Source organism: Candidatus Thiodiazotropha sp. AKAK2 (assembly GCF_058244685.1).
In genome coordinates this window covers 113237-130577 of the sequence record NZ_JBSYOP010000036.1, presented here as the reverse complement: position 1 = coordinate 130577, position 17341 = coordinate 113237, and the positions used below count along the sequence as shown (strand labels likewise).

Below are 17341 nucleotides of genomic sequence, written 5' to 3'. Positions count from 1 at the left end.
CACCTCCTATCAGGTGTTGAGTGGAAGTGCCGGTCGGTTCTTCACCATCCGACCGGCGCGCTTTAGGACTTCTCAGTATCGGTTCCAGCAAAAGCCGCAATCTCTTCCGCTTCATCAACCTCGGTTTCGTCGGTAGAGGCCAAACTATTGCCATCGAACGCCGATGTGGACTCAGCGCCGTGGGTTTGGCCTTCGTCTTCCGTCGATGTCTGGCTGTTATCGCTTGGCGCTTGTTCGCCCTGCGATTCTGAAGATGTAGAGGATGCAGAACCCCCAGATGCATGTTCAGAATACCCTGCTGCCTTAGAAAAAGGTGTTTCGTAACTGCCAGAAGAGCCTTGACTACTACCTGGGTCAGTCCCACCTCCAGGCCCGTTATTATCTCCACCATCACTAAACGGATTCGCAAGAATGTCACTTCCGGCAGCAGAATCTGAATTCGCTTGGGTAAAAGCTGCCTTCAATTCCGACATCCCTTCGGCTGCCCCGGCTGCGGTGCTTTTAACAGCATTTCCGGCAACTTGCGCGCTGGCTACCATCGCACTTGTGGCGCCGATGGCTCCACCAACAGCGCCACCCATTGCACTCGCACCAAAGTTCCCGATCCCGGCACCCGCACCAATGCCGGCTCCAGTAATGATTCCGGAGATCAATGGCGGAACCTTATTCACGAGAAACAGCAAAATGACTGCGACAACCAACATGACCGCCAGCTCTTGGGTGGCCATCGTTTCATTGATCTGGCTGTAGTAGTGAGTAAGAAACTGCTTGCCAATCGCGACGATCAAAACCATGGAAAGCAGCTGCGCCGCCACGCCCAATACTGTCTTGAAATAATTGATGGCGATATCGGATGTCCACCTGGACCCACCGAAGCCAAGAAAGAAAACGCCAGCATAGAGCAATATCCAGCTTGCGGCCAGTAACAGCAACATATTCACCGCAACCAGGGCTAATACAATCAGGACCCCAAGCGCCATTAACATCATGACGATCTGGGTGCCCATCTCACGCCAACTCAGTTCATCCGTGGCCTTGACCGTTCGGTCATAAAGCTCAAACCCCAAATCGACCACACTTGATGGCCCGAGATTTGTGGTGCTAAGACCACCAGCCTCAGCACCCAGCATCTGTAAGGAATCCATGATTGTGCCGCCGATGTTCCACCCACTAACTGCATTCGTAAGCAGCCACCAGAAGAAACCTGTGAATAACGTAAATCGGACGAGCTCTGCGAAGAAATCTCCAATGTCAGCTTTCTGTAACGCCATGAAACCAAACGTTATCACCATAGAAATCAGTACCAGTGTCCAAAATAAACGAGATGCCGCATTCTCAATCGCGCCTGCCCAATCGCTTGCAGCGCTATGAAAACGGTTAAGCACATCATTCATGATTCCTGAGCTACCCAACTCGGCAAAGGCGGGGCTGGCAAACAGCAGCAGCACAAGCGCAGCAATCCCATACCAATGTATAATCTTCATTTCCCTGCTCCTAATAGTTGTCCGGAGCACTGGGCTTGTAAGTCCAGTCCTTCATATTTCTAGCCTGTCGCCACGACTTGCAGGCGGCAACAAATGATTTCTTCTGGGTATCGTTAAAGTCAGAAAGAATTTGTTTCATTGCTTGTGGCTCGCACGTTGCCTGAGTCGGCTCCGGCATTTGTTGCGCTTTCTCAGAACAACCGCTCAACACAACAGCAAGTGCGAAAAATAGGTGATACTTTTTCATACAAACTCCTTATCAGTAGTCGTCCGTTGGACTGGCGCTATAGGTCCAGGTGGTAATTTGCTTGAACCTGGCGCGTCCCCTTGCTTCTTCCGCCGTCTGTGCCTGCATCCTGGTGGTTACAGCGTTCTGCTGTGCCATCAACAGGCCTCGAATTTGCAAGAGCTGATTCGCCTGCTGGCTGGCAAGCTGATTGGCGTATCCAATTGCTTCTAACTGCCCTTCTGCGCTTTCAGCAGCAACTTGAAGTCTTTGTAGCCTCCTTGCATCGTTCTCTATGTCATCCTGCTGTTGATCCAGGCCCTCAAACAGCGCCCGGTTTGCACGCTGCTGAGACTCATATCCGAGTGACCGGGTTTCTTCAAGCAGAGCCCTCTCTTCTGGCGTACAATCATCACTGCCATTGAAGCACGGCGAATTAACGTAATAATCAAGATCACCGAACTTATCCAGATAACCGTCCAAGCTACCGAGCTGTGTTTTATAGTAGTTGAGCGTGTCAATAGCTTCGCGCAGATTGTTTATCGTAACTTGTGCATCAGTCCAAATGGTGTAAGCAGGCTGCATAGTGTTCTGCAGCATATTTTCATACTGTTGTAATTGCGTCCTGTATTCATCAATCTGTTTAAGCGTCTGTGCCGTTTCCTCAAGTACAGTCATAACATTCTGTATAAGATTTAGGCCGTCAAATGTCGGTATGCCAGCATTGGCATTCGTGATGCTAAGCATTACAGCAGTAATAACGCCAAATAATTTTCTTTTCATAGTCATGAATTGATCTCCTTTTTTAGCCGCTAAAATTTTGTGTCTCATTTTGGTATCCCTCCTGTCGTTACAGTGTTAGTCCTTTGTTGTTCCGTTTAGCCTTCTTGGCAGCTAGCTCAGCCTGTATCTTGGCCCGGCGTTGCTCTTGCTTATCCGGTATTGGCTCTATTTTCACAGCACCGGTGCGCATCACTTCTAGCTGACTCAAGGTCCGCAAGCCGTTCCGTCGATGGGAAGGAGGCAGCTTGCTGATGAGTGGTATGCCTGGTCGCTTGACCTTCGTCTTGCTCTTGGCCACAGTCTGGCTGTTCTGCATGGCTTTCCGGCGTTGCTCAAGTCCCGGGTCGGCGAAGGTGATAGGAAGCTGGGAGTCCACCGCTGATTGGATCGCCTGGGCCTTGAATTCAGGTGAGCCGTTCACGATGATACGATTACCATATCGTTCCATGGTCATCCTCAAGGCCGCTGCGACAGTTTGGCCGGTCGCCTGGCGGGAGACTTGCAGCTTGTCGCCGTCGTCGCGTACAGCACTCGTTCCAGAGCGGTAGATGATGGTTCCCTTCTTGGTGATGCTGTCGATCACCGGCGTAAGACCAGGCGTTGCCCGACCCCTGCCCTTAATGGTGTTCCCTTTGAGCCCCTGAGCGGCCTCCCTGGCCCGCAGTGCATTCAGGGCTTGCTTGTCTCCTTTAAGGGCCTTCTGTTTCAACCAGTCGGCCCAGGTAAGGCGGCGGTGGGTGTCGTGGATCGCCTGACGTTTTGCCCGGTAGTGTTGTTGGATTTTATCGATCTTAGTTTTCAGGGAACTGCTGGCTTGCGTGTACAGGAGCTTCTTGGTGAGTCGACCACCTCCAGCGAGCTTGATGACCGCACGTCGCGCCTTGCCTTTCGTCTTGGCATACGCGATTTGGCTATCCTTCCCTTGTTTGGCTTTGCTCAGGGCCATCGTCTTATTGGACGCTACGACCTGCTGCTCAGCCTTGTAACGGGCATATAGCTCAGTGGTATTTACACGAAGTCGTATGGGGTCTTTGCGGTACTTTCGGCAGGGTTTTGTCTTCTGAGTCTGGTTATGCTCGTAAGGCCCGAAACGAGCCTCCAGTTTCGGTTTGGAGAAGTTACGCCCCAAGGTGCTTGCCTTGATCATTGTCCCATCGTTGGCCGCAACAATCAGCCCATTACCTCGCGTCCTGAGCTCCAGTCCGTTATCACGCATGACCTGATGCAGCTCCTCCCAGGACTGTGCCTCCTTGATATCATCCAGACATTCGCGCTTGATCCAGCCAATAAGACTCTCAACGCCGGCATGGTGCTCCATGTCTGACGCCCGGCTCTCGGCTCCACGCCGGCGCGGGGTATGGTTGTCCTGCTGTAACCCGTAGTCGCGCTCAATGTGCTGACTCAGTTCGGCCAGCTTATGGTGCGGATAGTAGGGTTCGTGAATGGTGTTCCTGATTGGATGAATTTTGTTGATAGCGATATGGATGTGGAGATTGTCCGTGTCATGGTGCACGGCGCTAATACGTTGATGCTCGCCAAATCCCAGACCCTTGCAAATATGATCTTCGATGGCCGCCAGGGTACTGGCGTTGATCTGTTCGCCGGCGCGAAAGCTGATGATCAGATGGTAGGTCTTGTCGCTCTTCGCCCTGGTGTTTGCAAACTGCGTGGCCAGTACTTCGCTAATAGCATCCCGGAGAGAACACGCCTCGCAATTTGTCAGACGGACCTCACCCAGGCGGTGTTCCTTACGCTGTTCGTCGGTGATGTAATCCACCAGCCCGGCAAAATCGCTTTTGCCCAGGGAACGCATAGGGACGTGCTTGGTAATCAATGTTCAGCCCTCGGTCGAAGGATGGACTCCATGAGATGGCTCATCTGGTGTTGAGTCATCTTTATGCGATCCAGCACGGCCAAGATGGTACTAACCTTAACGTCTGCCACCCTGGCGTCATTATTCAGCCAGAGTTTCAGCAATCCACCCAAGCGGCCCAGGTCGCCATTGACGCGGACCAGCTCGCGGACCTGTTCAGCGTCAACGACGCCGTGCACTCGATATCCCTGACCAACCAGTCTTAGGTAGGTAGAGACGCTATGGCCGGCCATCCTGGCATTTGCCTCAATCTCTGCCCGTTCATCAGGAAGGCAATAGACCTTGATTAGGGGACTGTTTTTTCGTGTTATCTTGCTCATCATTGGCTTGTTATCTTGATGTTTCAGCTGATGGTGTTTTGGCCCCGCAGGGCAGGATGTCCGTTGAGCACCTCAGGTGCGAATAAGGCAAAGTGAAGAGGGATATCATGCTTGCATGGTGGGCCTACTTCACACATCCTGCCCGCTGTTCGACGTCCATTACCGGTCTGTTGGAAATCGAATTTCCGTCCATTTCCTCGCATCAATCTGTGTTGTACGGTGATTGACCGAGAAATGAAAACAGTGAACGCAGTTTGAACGCCAAGCAGTGGTGTTACAGTGCGGTAGCAGTGCAAAAATAGATATTGAATCGAGATCATCAAAACAAATCCTCTTCATCCGGATTTGCATTGAAGCTAAAGCCCGTGCCGGACGTTCGCTGCGAGCTATTTTGAGCGGTCTTTGTAGTTCCATAGCATCCATGCCTTGATTCCGCATTGTTGAAAAAGATACGGTTCACATGTCGGCGGAACGCCTGGTAACTGAAATTGACCTTACCTTCGTCTTGAAGAGTCTGGTAGATCGCTAGAACAGACCAGCCATCATTGAGTGCAGCTTGGATGTCACCTCGCAGAGCGAGCACGATGGCTCGATTCGCGTGAGGTGTACAAGAAGAGGTTGTCCTTGCTCGGTCTCCGATTCTCTCTGATAGGCTTTTCATCATTTCCTCTATCGACGTAACAATCCGTTTTGATACTTATCCACAGAATGAGCACTCCAACTACAGGTTTATGTATACAGGTAACTACAGGAGCACCCTTGAGACCCTCGTTGTGACAGGGCATTCGGCCTGTTGGCGCGACCGTTTATGCGTAACCTAGCGAACACCCCGCGACCGTTTATGCGTAACTTGGCGAACACCCCGCGACCGTTTATGCGTGGATAACTCCGCCTCTTAACAGGGTTATGCACAGCGCGGTATATGAGTCCGAGATGGCTTGATGAGTAATCCATTACCATGCTCCTCCACATTGGCTCCGTAGATACAGAGCACTTTCCTCAACGCCGAAACGAATGCAGCCTTGAAATCCCTCGCCCGTCCATATTCGGCTCCCAGCTGTATCTGTAACGCAACCCATGGGATGACTGTTGGCTTTCTGAGGTAGCTCAAGCGGTAGGTAAGCCAGCAATATATATCCAGCGCCATGGGAGACCGCTTAAGCGCCTTGAGGGCTCTTAAATCGATTGGGACAGGGCTGCGGGTGATCTCATCGAAAAACTGCTCACCCAGCTTGAGTGTAGATTCCCAAAGAGCTGCTTGTTCCGGTCTCTTTGGGTCCCACCAAAGCCGTGCAGTATCCGCTATTGGTTTTGTGTTGACGCAAAATCCGTGCGTACTGTTATCGGTGTAGATAATGGACGATGCGAAAAGCCGCCGCATTTGTTCCTTAAGACGAGTGACTGTGCCCCATCGCCCGCCGGTAGGCACCATGCCCAACTCACGCATGAACTGGCTGAGGTTGTCACCCAGGATCAGCTCGCGTTCTCCAGTCCTTACGGCCTCTGTCGTCACCCAGGAGACGAGTAATCGCGGAATCGACCCGTAGGGTAATCCCACATGAGATGGAGCTAATAGCGAGAGCGTAAAAGCACCATTCCTACGCGTGAACTCTGCACCGTCGCGCTTTCTGTGAGGCAACGTAGCCTGGACCAATGCGCGGGCCATATATCCAATCGCACCCGCTTCTTTGGCTGCCAAAGCTTCAATAGCCAGAACCTCGTTTATGAACTTATCCCTAGGCATGATGTGCTTCGAGATCATGTCTGATTTCATGGCTTGATCAACTCGGCAACTGCAGAGGTGTGAAAGTAGATGCGCTTACCAATTTTTTTCTTTGCTGGATTCAGTATTTCTGATACTTCATTTTGTCGGCATAGTGAAACGCGCAAGCCATCAGGGCTTCTCCTCAAGATTTGTGCGACATCGTATAGTGTTAGTAGAGGGCCGTATCGATCTATTAGTGAGCGTTCTATGTCCATGCAACAACCTGCCAATTTACGTTCAAGTTCGGTTTTTTGTGTTATATTTCTTCGAGGAATATTCGTCCATAACCAAAACATGGTTATAAACAAAACAAGGAGATAATGAGTGGCTAAACTAAATGACGAAATAAGAACAAAGGCATGGACTCATTACGTTGCGTCAGTCGTAGCGATGGATGATGTCGGGGGGCAGAAATTTACGGGGTGGCTTGGAGAAAGTGATACATCAAAGGTCCACTTGTTAGAAAGAAAGACAGGGGTGCTTGCACAAAACTGGAGCCGATACAGAACTGGGGACAGAAATGTTGGGGCAAGCACACTTAAGAGAGTAGAGCAGAAAGTAAAGGGCTCATCAGATATTTATTATATCGGCCCAGAGGAAGCGCCGCTATGGACTGCACTGTGGTCTGATGATGAACAGGAGTTATGGAGGGTATCAAAAGCCACTTCTGGAATCGTACAAGTTCACCAGGCATGGAATTCAGACAGGTATAATTTGTGTGACTTTACTAGAGTCGAAAGTACCAAAATATACTATACAGCTATGTCAGAATATTATGAGGAGAAAACAAGGACGGGAAAGGGGCTACTCGATATGGATGACATGGCTGCCCTGATCGCAGCGTTTAGGTTAGGGCAATTCAGAAGAGAGGCGGCGAAATATCAGGAGATACTGGGGTGTTGTCTTGAGCTATCCTTAACGGAAGGGTCACTTGCCCTGATTATACTTAGAGATTATGGAATTCTCGACTATTGTTCTAATTTTGTAGACAGGTTGATCCCACATTCAGAAAAACCAAGCCAAGTAATACCTCTGATTAGTCGACAAAGCGCTTTTGACAACTACAACGAAGGCTTAAATGAAGAGCTAAGTTTTGATGAGATGCTTTAGCCGCTAAAATTTTATGAAATTTCCCCTATGAAAAAGCAAGATCAAAACAGTTGTAAATATCCACGCCTGCTTACTTCAGAAGAAGCTGACAATCTATTGAAGGATGCAAAGGATTCGTCCGCATGGATGCGAGCTGAAATCAAGCGAAGGCGTGCTGAAGAATCAGGCAGTCTGATCATAAAAGAGAAACAGTAGTTTGTAATGTGACAACCTACCTCAAATCTCTGACATTCCCCACGTGCTCGGCTAAATTTTAGCCGCTAAAATTTGCTTCACATATCAAGAACGAATACCGCTGAAATAGTGCCTTCTGAATATTGGTACATATACACCAACATCGCAAACAAATTGACAGTGTCAACATATAGGCCATAATGTTGACACTGTCAACGGATATCGTACTAGGGAGGATTGCTATGGCAGGCACTGCAGAAGAGGAACATTCTAAGCAAGATGAACTCGACCGTGTTAGGCAGAAAAGGGAGTATTTACGATCGAAGAAACGTGAGTCCCGCCTCCGCGCTCAACAAAAGCGTAGAATGCTCGATCCCACGGCGCCGGATCAGATTACGTTGACACTGTCAACAGGTGCGAAGGCGATTATAAAACACGCCGCAAAAAAGGATGGTATTAGCGCCAGTGAGTGGATTGAGCGCCTAGTGATGAATCAAAAACCTGTTTTACAGGCTGCTTATAAGGATATGCCTAGTTTGTTCCAGCAGTAGCCCGTCCAAGTAACCACATCTTGATGGTTGCGTGGTGAGGGTGGTGCTATCCAATATCCATAATTTCGAAAGTGACATATAAATTTTAGCCGCTAAAATTAGTGGCTCTTTAGAATCGCTAGCATCGGACTGTTTTGTCCCATGCCTCTCTTATGTGGAAAAAGTGCTAGATAATTCAATGGATTAGCCATTTTTTCGGCAGAAAAAGCAGGGAAGAATGAAAGAAGATACCAAAGTAGAAAAGGTGCCGGTTTCATATTGGCGGGCAGCGCTTGCAGAGGTATATTTACTCCATCCCCGAGTACCAGCAGAAAGCAAGCCTATATTGATAGGTGATGCTGAAGGGGTATGGAGAGTCACATTTGCTGAACCAGATGTGGCCGCTTGGACGTCAGCTCAGTTTGCTGCCAGTAATAAATCACGAACAGATGAAAAGTCGGCAAGGACAATACCCTTCGTTTTGATTGCAGCTCGATTGTCTGAGTTGGCAAGTCATGGTGTTAAACGCAAGGCTAGAGACGTCCATGAAGGCCTGACGGCAATATGTATTCCTTGCCTATTAGATCGTTCAGCATGCTTGTGGCCTGATCCTGACCGAGATCCGTGGATACCTCGGGATATTCTGGAACCGACACAAATGCCGGTGGCGCTAGGGCATCTAGATGACTATGACAACTATGTAAGTAATTTACCCGGCAAAGCAACTACTTTTTCGGATACATTGCGAATTGCAGGTGAACTTTTTGAGGCCGTAACGGATGCTAGGTTGCCGTTGTTGCCTTCTGAATCAGATGCAAGCGAAAGCGTTCCGGAGTTTTCGCTTGATGATTATGAGGTTGTATCAGAGTGGCACGGGATTCCCTATGACCCACCCATTATTTCCAGGCATATTATCAGGCTCTATGATCGAATCATCGCAAATAAATCGAGGCTGCCACTACTAGAAAATTTACAGACGTGCGTTGACCGTGAGTCTGTAAAGCCAGTGGGCGTACCGCAGGCAGAGCGCTGGTATGCGAGCACTGTTGGACATATCAATCGAAAGCACTGCCTGTCACCTTCACAGCGAGAGTCGATGTTGGAACTAGTTCGTCTTAATGAGGGACAAGTGCTTGCTGTCAATGGCCCGCCAGGCACAGGTAAGACCACATTGCTCCAGAGTGTGGTAGCCCAATTGTGGGTAAATGCTGCGCTGACGAAATCCAAATGTCCACTGATAGTCGTCACATCAACCAATGTCAAAGCTGTTGAAAATGTATTGGATGGCTTTGAGAAAATTTGTTCGGAGACAGGTCATAGGCGTTGGCACCCCTATACTGGTGGGTTTGGATTGTTCATGGCGTCCGGATCACGTGAAAGCACGCATCCAACCTGTACTACTGACGAGAACCACCCATTTACCGAGGATGAGAGCTTGGAAGAGGTCGAGTCGGCAGAGAAGTTGTTTCTTGATAAAGCATCGGGTTTCTTTGGTCAAAAACAAACTTCAGTTTCTGATGTCGTTAAGGCTCTGCAAAATCGCTTGAAGTGCTGCCATGAGATGCTTAAGCGCATTGTTGAAGTTCGTTATGAAGTATATGAGGTAACCGGTCAAGACATTGATGCTGGAGCGTCATCTACCTGTACGCAGTTGCTTGATGGCTATCAGGCAGTAATTGGAACCGAGCAGTCCAATATAAGAGAGGCGGATCAATCAATTAAGGAATGTGATGCGGAGTTGAAAACGATCGAAAGCGACTATGAAACTGCGCGTGAAGAGATTAATCGAGCCGAAATGGCATGGAACGACTATCTTGCAAACTCGCCTCTGTGGCTTGATTTTCTCTCGTTTATATCATCAATACGTCGGCGCAGAATAGCACGTGATCGGAATTTTCTTATGACCAATCCGCTAACCGCTGATTGCCAACACAGAGATGATGGTATTCCCGAACATTTCCGCTTTCTCCGGAAGTCTGCATTGGATTGCAAGTCTTCCAACCAGGCAGTTGTTGCAGCCCGTCGTGCTGATATAGAAAAGTGCAAGTCTACGGTGCTTCAGCGTCTCCATATTGCAAAACAGGCTTGGTCAAAAATTGATGCCGTTTTCTGTCGATGGAAGGATGCCGTAAAAGACAGTAATGAGAATATGCTCGATGTATCACTCAGTGCTCTGAATGATCGACTTGACACTGATATTCGAGCGCTAATGTTCAGTACTGCGGATTGGTATTGGTCAGGGCAATGGTTGCTTGAGATGCGAGATCGCTTAAAGCAAGGTAAAACCGACACAAAAGGGCGTGCTAGCAAGGAAGCTAAATACCGCCGGTTCGCAAAGCTTTCCCCATGCCTTGTTTCAAACTTTCACATGGCACCTGCGTTTTTCACCGCTTGGCAGGGCGAGAGCATTCCTTTTTGGAACACTATAGACCTCTTGATTGTGGACGAAGCAGGCCAAGTTTCGCCTGATGTTGGTGCTGCGATGTTCGCGCTTGCCAAGCGTGCGCTTGTGGTGGGAGATATCTATCAAATTGAACCTGTGTGGAACAATGGAGAGGGTACTGACAGATGCAATGCTGTTAAATTTGATTTGATCTCAAGCAAACATGATCCACGTTATGACGCACTAGCAGAAAGTGGATATACGCCCGCAAGTGGCAATTTAATGCGAGTTGCCAATCGAAGCTGTGTTGTACAAAAATTCGAAGATATGCGTGGTTTGATGTTAGTTGAACATCGACGCTGTGTACCGGAGTTGATCGGTTATTGCAATAAGCTGATCTACTCGGGAAGGCTCGATCCTTTGCGGCCCAGTATAGAGTCTGTTAAACGTATTCTCCCGGCGTTTGGGTACATGAACGTTACGAGCCAAGATAAGAAGGTTGGGAAAAGTCGATGTAACCACGTAGAAGCTGCATCTATAGTGAGATGGCTAAAGACTAACAGAGCCCAAATCGAGGAATACTATCTCGATGAGGACGGCAACAAAAAGCCACTTTGGAAGTTGGTGGGGATAGTAACACCGTTTAAACCCCAAGCCGGTACCATTACAAAGCAGTTGCGTAAGGAAATGCCAGATCTTACACGCAAAAATAGCAAATTGACGGTCGGTACCGTTCATGCCTTGCAAGGTGCAGAGCGAGAGATAGTAATCTTCTCGCCGACTTATGGAGAGTCATTTACTGGTGGTGCGTTCTACGATAGGACGCCAAATATGCTGAACGTGGCAGTATCCAGGGCTAAGGATAGCTTTCTCGTTTTTGGGAACTTGGGAATATTCGATACCAAAAAGCGCAGTCGTCCTTCGGGACTTTTGGCAAATTACCTTTTTCATGGTGAGCAAAGCTCAGCTCTGGAGTATCAGTTGCCTGTAGCGCGGATACCTATGTCAGTTTAGTATTTCATATACGAAGGTTCGTTTGTGAAGCTTGGGTTTTGTGCCTCTGTTAAAGCTATTCGCTTTGAGGCATGTGTCGGCGTCTGAAATAGAACTGGAAGTCAGTTCTGCAATTTCTACTAACTTAGATCAAGATCTCAGGCACGCCTGCATTGGTGAGAAGTTGATAGAGTTCACCGACCTTGTTGCGTTCACCTCGTTCTTGGCAAAAGGCAAAGATGGCGCGCTGCTTGGCACGTGAGAGCGCAACGAAAAAAGCGGCAATGCCTTCTGGATCGCCAGGAGTATGTGCCCACCATGCTTGGTCATCGAGACCAATAAATACGATAGTGTCGTATTCGAGGCCTTTGCTCTTATGAACGGTCATCATCGGGATCTGAGAAATGCCTTCAAAGGCATCTAGACATGCGGTCCAGTCTGATGCGCCTTCGCTTGATTCAAGGAAATGTAGATAGAAAGCCTCGATCATTATTTCTAGTATGTCGCCGGTGCTGTATTCGATATAGGTTTGCGCGACGGCCGCCTGATCTAGATACTCAAGTACCCGCGTGGCGAACATGTAAGCACTGGCATGCGAAGGGACGATTGCTGCCATATCGGCTCGTAGCGAGTTGAGAAATACGGTCAAGTTGGTCTCTACCTTTGCCTGTTCCACATCATCATCGGGGGCAACGGTTCGAAGCGCCAGAACAGAGGACGACGCCAATTGCCAAGCAGCAGGAGCGCGGCGGACCGAACCAAGCCGAAGTATCGCGATCATTATGTGGCAGAATTCATCGGAAAGAAGGTCTTGAAGGGTCGTTCGCCCAAGGGTGTGGCTCTCGTTCCGAATACGTAGGCCCTGGGCAGCAAAATACCCTGTGAGTTCACGTTCATACTCGTCGGATTTTTGCTTGACGAGCAGTGCATATTCACAAGCTTCGCGCCCACGAACTGCAATATCATTTGCAAGCCAATGTGCCAGATGGGTGGCCTCGGCAGTGATCGTCTGACTGCACCAGACTTGCACTACATTACCATCGACCTTTCGTGTTGCACGTGCGACGGTCTCAGAGGCATTAGAATCAAGTGCTCGCGCAACAACGTGCTGGATCGCCACCAAGTCTGGTGACGAACGGAAATTGAAGAGCAGCGGAATAAGCTCGGCAACAAAATCGGCTTGAAAACGAGGGAAAGCATCTTTGCGAGCACCAGCAAAAGTCATTATCCGTTGTTTGTTATCGCCAACTGCGGTGATAACTGTATTCTCTCTTCCAAATGCCGATAGAAGGAAGTCATATTGGGCGAAGGTTGTATCCTGGAATTCGTCCACAAATACAAATGGGTAAGTGGCCTGAAGTGCCCGGAGGATATGGGGATTCGAGCGAAGTAGCAGTTCTGCCAGTCGGTTAAGACCGACAAATGTTAGGGATGAGCATTGTCCCGCGGGCAACTGAGTGAACCACCATCGACCAATAGTGAACTCGATGCCGGTCATGGGAGGTCGATGTTCCAGCGGCAGGCGATAACCGCCAACGAAGCGCGATTCGAAATCCGATGCGCCCAAGCCAGCAATAGCGGCTTGCCATTCAACAGGGGCACTAAGGCGTGAGGTCGTGAGGAAGTCTTGAACCTGCCGTCGCTTCGGAAAGGCTACATCATAGGGGCGCGTTGGACGCCAGACCTGTGGGATCGCAGTCAAAAACCTATCGACGAGACTTTTTGTGAAGGCGTCAAATGTGACCGATACGAACCTCTCAGCTAGCTCCGGAGGGCAGCGCTGACGCACACGTGCGGCGAGATTGCTGGCGGCATCAGTCTTGAAGGAGATCGCGAGTATACGGTACGGCGGACGACAAAGCCCGGTTTCCAGGAGATAAACCGCACGCTGTGCCAGGAACTCGGTCTTTCCTGCACCTGGGCCAGCGACGACACAGGTTGATTCCGAGTGCCGGAGCGCCTTCCAAGCATTGTGTTCGAGATCCTCGATATCACGTGGACGCCAGTCTTTAGGAGGAACAAATATCATGCTCAGTCATCCACAGGGGGCGGTGGCGCCGGGCGTGAGGAGATCGTAGATAGGAGGGCACGAAGTTCCTCAGGCGCATCAGCGGCGAGTACAGCCGGGTCTTGAGCACTCAGCACGCGAACGTGAGTGCTCGGTTTACCTCGCCCAAGGAAGAGGTAGCGATACCAACGCAGCAAAGTCTCTTTATCGGGGCCGTATAGGTGCGGTAATCCGTCGTCACCGAGAATTGCGGTACGGGGATCGCCTTGACGAGATGGTCCCTGACGGCCGGGCTCTATGACCTGATAAGCCGCTTGAAAGGCCCTCAGCATGGAATAATCGAGGTCAAGCGGCACACAGAAGAAGACATTGAATTGGCGCAGCCACTTTAACCACTTGTCTATATTCACACTATCTTCTGTAGATAACGAGTCAAAGGTGGCTAAGTTGGCTGCAGAGTCTTGAGGATTGGGGAATCCACTGAAAATGGCTTCAGGTGCGACGCCATTCTCAATAAGTTGCGTGCAGGTAGTCTTAATACGTCCCCAGCCGCCGCCGGCCCTTCCCCAATCCAGATCGAGCAATGTTGCATGCGGAATATCGAGGTCAGTGAGCAGGCGCCAGAGGTGGTTTACGTGGCGACCGCCGAGCGGCACTACAGCAACAAAAGAGCGATCAATGTCAAGGCCCATTGCTTCGCCGAGACGAGGTAAAACCACTTCTTCAGACGCACCTTCACCCAGTACAACAAAACGTGCGAAATAAAGTTCGGGGTAGGTCCGCACAGCTTCCCTAATATATTTGGAGGCCTCCTCGTCTCCTGGCGGGAGGGTGATACCCCGGACTCGCGAGCTCCTATCGGCTGCATCAAGCCTGAAATGACGGACGTTACTTGGCTCGACCCTCGCCAGAATGCTTGGGGAGTGGCTGGCGAGAACTGCCTGGGCGCGCGTATTGCCGGTCAGATTCTCGATCTGGCCTACAATGCGGGAAAGGTAGAAGGGGGCTAGGTTGTTTTCGGGTTCTTCGACGGCGATCAGGGTAAGTGCTGGGAGCGGAATGCCCCCTTCCTGGAATCCCTGAGCCGTCTCTGCTGCGATTCCAGCCTCGACATCAAGAATCGCTGCCGTCATTGCCAGATGAAATAACGAACGCTGGCCGTCGCTGAGATCTTCTAGGGCACGCTCGCGCCCAGTCTCATCCGGGTGGAAAACGACTTCGACCTTACGGATGAACTCCTGGAATCTGAGATCGATCGGACGGAATAGGGGGGTTGAGTCAGTCCCAGCGGTATGAACCTCCTGCCACCTGCGCGTAACAGCGGCGACGATAACATCGACAGCTGGTTCCGCTGAAAAGGCGTCATTAAGCGCCCCTCCAGCCCCGGAAAAGGTGTCCCGAACTCCCTGGGACCAATTGATTGCGCGCCAAAGCCTGCCTCGTAAGAAAGCACTAACCTGTGATGCAGCGTCTCGAGACGCGGGGACGTAGATTAGCTGAATTCTTCCGCGATCCGTGGCCTTGAGTTCAGTGCAATCTGCATCGGTGTATTCACCAAAGGTACGGATAGCCCAGTATTTTTGCTCGATCACACCGTCGAGTGAGCCGTCGTCAGTCCAAGTGGCCTCAAGGTGCAGACGACACTTCAGCTTGCCAGCCTCATCAGCCGCCATTTGATGGAAAAATTCTGGGATGGCGGGTGCAATATCGTCCTCGTCATCGAGTTCGGGAAATGCCACAATCGCTTCGAGGGAGAAGCTCCGCTGAGGAGGGGAGACAAGTTCTGCCGTAGGAATGTGGAAATCCTGCCGACGCAGTCGGCGTTGCTCACCCGTCACACCGAAGAGCCGTTGCAGCGCTAGCATAACTGCCGTCTTTCCGACACCGTTTGCACCGACAAACGTAGTCAGATCTGAGCTCAGGTCTATATTAACCGGTGTGGGTCCGAAACATCGGAAATTGGTAAGCATCAAACGTTCGATGAACATGGCGGAGATCTCATCTATTAGGGAATCACGAATTAATGTGTCCAAGAAGGTATGCTTGCGCACTCTCAGAGTGGCAGCCGAGACGTACTCGTTATTTTTTGCGCTCAGCGAGCATGATACAGTATGCCGACCATCCGTTTTTGGTCGAACTCAGCCACGTTCATAGCTCTCCGTAAAGTCCGTCTTTTAGGTCGAAGCCCCAAAGGGCAAAGGGGGCAAAAATACGTTGTGATGGTACATACCCAGTACATCCGTCAGTTTTCGCAGTGTTCGCCAAATTACGCTAAGTTACTGTATATAAAGTTCTTTCAGTTTCGCTAGATTACGGTAAATTTCCCGTAATTAACAATAACTTATTGTTTTATAAGGAAACTCTTAATCCATTGGTCGAAGGTTCGAATCCTTCATGGCCCACCACAAATCCATAAAAACCCGAGCTTTCGCGTTCGGGTTTTTTTATTTCTACAAGGGAGATTCGAACCTTCGACTTTAAAAAAGTCAGGTTCGACAGCCGAGCTTCTCTCTGCCCGGATTATCTACGCCCATACCAGGTTCCTTTGCCGGTGCCATGCTGGCTCAGGTGTCCCGCGACGACCAGGGCTTGTAGGTGCTTTTTCACCGTGTTGCGATTGGCCCCTGTGATCTTGACGATCTGACCGATAGTTAGTCGCCCGTGCTCTTTGGCGATATCCAGGATTTGCACGGAGAGTTCCGGCAGTTTCTCGACCAGGATTTTCTCGCGCGCGATCTTGGTTTCCAGGCGCGCTTTTTGTTTTTGCAAAGCGTGCAGAAAGTACATAACCCATGGCTGCCAGTCGGGGGTGGCGGTGCGGATCGTACCTTGTGTTCCGCGCAGCGCCATGTAATAGCCTTCCTTGGTTTGCTCGATGACGCTTTCCAGTGAGCTATAGGGCACATAGGCGTAGCCGCTTCGCAGAAGCAGCAGCGAAGTGAGCACACGGGACAGGCGGCCATTGCCGTCCTGGAAGGGGTGGATTTCTAGGAAAACAACAGTAAAGACCGCAATGACCAGGAGCGGATGAAGCTGTTTTTCTTCCAGTGCCTCGCTTGTCCAGTCAATGAGTTCTCTCATGAGGCGCGGTGTATCGAACGGTGTGGCGGTTTCGAATACGACGCCGATTTCTTTGCCCTCGGCGTCAAATGCCATCACATGGTTTGGGTTGGTCTTGTATTCACCCCTGTGGCGTTCATCCTTGGCGCTGTAGACGAGCAGGTCGCGGTGCAACTGTTTGACATGGTTTTCTGTGATATCAATGTCATTGGCGCGGACGAAGATCGTTTCCATGACTTCGGCATAGCCCACAACTTCCTGTTCGTCGCGGGTGTCGAACTTTTTAATCTCGATGTTCCTGAGTAATCGGTCGACCTCTCGGTCGGATAGCTTGCTGCCCTCGATACGGGTTGACGAGCCAATACTTTCGATTGTCGCAACATGGCGCAGGGCCGACAGCCGCTCCGGGGCGAGCGTTCCCAGGGCGCGCCACGCGCCCTTGAACTCATCCAGCTCGGCAATCAGCGAGAGGATTTCGCGGGTAATGTTGAGGGTGTCGGTGTTCAAGCTCATACCCATATAAATACCCAAAAATACCCATATAAGCAAGAATTAATCGAAATCATTCAAAACAATACCCATAAACACCCAGAAAAAGCTTCTCCAAATGAAAAGCCTCTGCATCGGCGAGG

14 protein-coding genes are annotated in these 17341 nt (G+C 50.3%); 4 read left to right on the top strand and 10 right to left on the bottom strand.

Translation table 11 applies throughout. From position 1 onward, the window contains the following. Positions 1-62 precede the first annotated feature (62 nt). The 7 genes from trbL to AC4IE8_RS18635 form a co-directional block, all read right to left on the bottom strand. Entirely contained in the window at positions 63-1484 is a 1422-nt protein-coding gene (gene trbL / locus AC4IE8_RS18665) for a P-type conjugative transfer protein TrbL (RefSeq protein WP_490791705.1), read from the bottom strand. 10 nt (positions 1485-1494) lie between these two features. Next, entirely contained in the window at positions 1495-1731 is a 237-nt protein-coding gene (gene trbK / locus AC4IE8_RS18660) for an entry exclusion lipoprotein TrbK (RefSeq protein ID WP_490791704.1), read from the bottom strand. 12 nt (positions 1732-1743) lie between these two features. After that, positions 1744-2541, bottom strand: coding sequence for a P-type conjugative transfer protein TrbJ (gene trbJ, locus AC4IE8_RS18655; RefSeq protein ID WP_490791703.1), 798 nt, complete (start codon positions 2539-2541; stop codon positions 1744-1746). A gap of 19 nt (positions 2542-2560) precedes the next feature. Beyond that, positions 2561-4327, bottom strand: a complete 1767-nt coding sequence (gene traI / locus AC4IE8_RS18650; RefSeq protein WP_490791702.1) for a TraI/MobA(P) family conjugative relaxase — start codon at positions 4325-4327, stop codon at positions 2561-2563. Next, complete coding sequence (traJ, locus tag AC4IE8_RS18645) at positions 4324-4689, bottom strand: conjugal transfer transcriptional regulator TraJ (protein WP_490791701.1); 366 nt, start codon at positions 4687-4689, stop codon at positions 4324-4326. Before traJ ends, traI begins: the two co-directional genes overlap by 4 nt. 316 nt (positions 4690-5005) lie before the next feature. Then, positions 5006-5347: a TraK family protein gene (locus AC4IE8_RS18640; RefSeq protein ID WP_490791700.1), complete on the bottom strand. Its 342-nt coding sequence runs from the start codon at positions 5345-5347 to the stop codon at positions 5006-5008. A 243-nt stretch (positions 5348-5590) separates the two neighbouring features. Further along, positions 5591-6460 (bottom strand): replication protein RepA, encoded by an 870-nt coding sequence (locus tag AC4IE8_RS18635; RefSeq protein WP_490791699.1) that lies wholly within the window; start codon positions 6458-6460, stop codon positions 5591-5593. A 315-nt stretch (positions 6461-6775) separates the two neighbouring features. On the opposite strand from AC4IE8_RS18635, the gene AC4IE8_RS18630 reads away from it, so the two are divergent. The 4 genes from AC4IE8_RS18630 (at position 6776) to AC4IE8_RS18615 (ending at position 11662) form a co-directional block, all read left to right on the top strand. After that, positions 6776-7561 carry a hypothetical protein gene (locus AC4IE8_RS18630; protein WP_490791698.1) on the top strand — a complete coding sequence of 262 codons (786 nt, stop codon included), beginning with the start codon at positions 6776-6778 and terminating at the stop codon, positions 7559-7561. 27 nt (positions 7562-7588) lie between these two features. Beyond that, positions 7589-7756: a hypothetical protein gene (locus tag AC4IE8_RS18625; protein ID WP_490791697.1), complete on the top strand. Its 168-nt coding sequence runs from the start codon at positions 7589-7591 to the stop codon at positions 7754-7756. Positions 7757-7977: 221 nt separating this feature from the next. After that, positions 7978-8286, top strand: a complete 309-nt coding sequence (locus AC4IE8_RS18620) for a hypothetical protein (protein WP_490791696.1) — start codon at positions 7978-7980, stop codon at positions 8284-8286. Between the two features lie 217 nt (positions 8287-8503). Beyond that, on the top strand, positions 8504-11662 hold the full coding sequence (locus AC4IE8_RS18615; RefSeq protein WP_490791695.1) for a DEAD/DEAH box helicase: 3159 nt from the start codon (positions 8504-8506) through the stop codon (positions 11660-11662). Between the two features lie 124 nt (positions 11663-11786). Here the strand turns inward: AC4IE8_RS18615 and AC4IE8_RS18610 are convergent, their stop codons facing one another. The 3 genes from AC4IE8_RS18610 to AC4IE8_RS18600 form a co-directional block, all read right to left on the bottom strand. Further along, positions 11787-13670: a UvrD-helicase domain-containing protein gene (locus tag AC4IE8_RS18610; protein WP_490791694.1), complete on the bottom strand. Its 1884-nt coding sequence runs from the start codon at positions 13668-13670 to the stop codon at positions 11787-11789. 2 nt (positions 13671-13672) lie between these two features. After that, on the bottom strand, positions 13673-15682 hold the full coding sequence (locus AC4IE8_RS18605; RefSeq protein ID WP_490791693.1) for an ATP-dependent nuclease: 2010 nt from the start codon (positions 15680-15682) through the stop codon (positions 13673-13675). 487 nt (positions 15683-16169) lie between these two features. Beyond that, positions 16170-17222 carry a Fic family protein gene (locus AC4IE8_RS18600; RefSeq protein WP_083225962.1) on the bottom strand — a complete coding sequence of 351 codons (1053 nt, stop codon included), beginning with the start codon at positions 17220-17222 and terminating at the stop codon, positions 16170-16172. Between the last annotated feature and the right edge of the window lie 119 nt (positions 17223-17341).

Excerpts from the sequence above, each read along its gene's own strand:
- trbL (WP_490791705.1), bottom strand. The coding sequence starts at position 1,484 with ATGAAGATTATACATTGGTATGGGATTGCTGCGCTTGTGCTGCTGCTG.
- trbK (WP_490791704.1), bottom strand. The coding sequence starts at position 1,731 with ATGAAAAAGTATCACCTATTTTTCGCACTTGCTGTTGTGTTGAGCGGT.
- trbJ (WP_490791703.1), bottom strand. The coding sequence starts at position 2,541 with ATGAGACACAAAATTTTAGCGGCTAAAAAAGGAGATCAATTCATGACT.
- traJ (WP_490791701.1), bottom strand. The coding sequence starts at position 4,689 with ATGATGAGCAAGATAACACGAAAAAACAGTCCCCTAATCAAGGTCTAT.
- AC4IE8_RS18640 (WP_490791700.1), bottom strand. The coding sequence starts at position 5,347 with ATGAAAAGCCTATCAGAGAGAATCGGAGACCGAGCAAGGACAACCTCT.
- AC4IE8_RS18635 (WP_490791699.1), bottom strand. The coding sequence starts at position 6,460 with ATGAAATCAGACATGATCTCGAAGCACATCATGCCTAGGGATAAGTTC.
- AC4IE8_RS18625 (WP_490791697.1), top strand. The coding sequence starts at position 7,589 with ATGAAAAAGCAAGATCAAAACAGTTGTAAATATCCACGCCTGCTTACT.
- AC4IE8_RS18620 (WP_490791696.1), top strand. The coding sequence starts at position 7,978 with ATGGCAGGCACTGCAGAAGAGGAACATTCTAAGCAAGATGAACTCGAC.
- AC4IE8_RS18615 (WP_490791695.1), top strand. The coding sequence starts at position 8,504 with ATGAAAGAAGATACCAAAGTAGAAAAGGTGCCGGTTTCATATTGGCGG.
- AC4IE8_RS18610 (WP_490791694.1), bottom strand. The coding sequence starts at position 13,670 with ATGATATTTGTTCCTCCTAAAGACTGGCGTCCACGTGATATCGAGGAT.
- AC4IE8_RS18600 (WP_083225962.1), bottom strand. The coding sequence starts at position 17,222 with ATGAGCTTGAACACCGACACCCTCAACATTACCCGCGAAATCCTCTCG.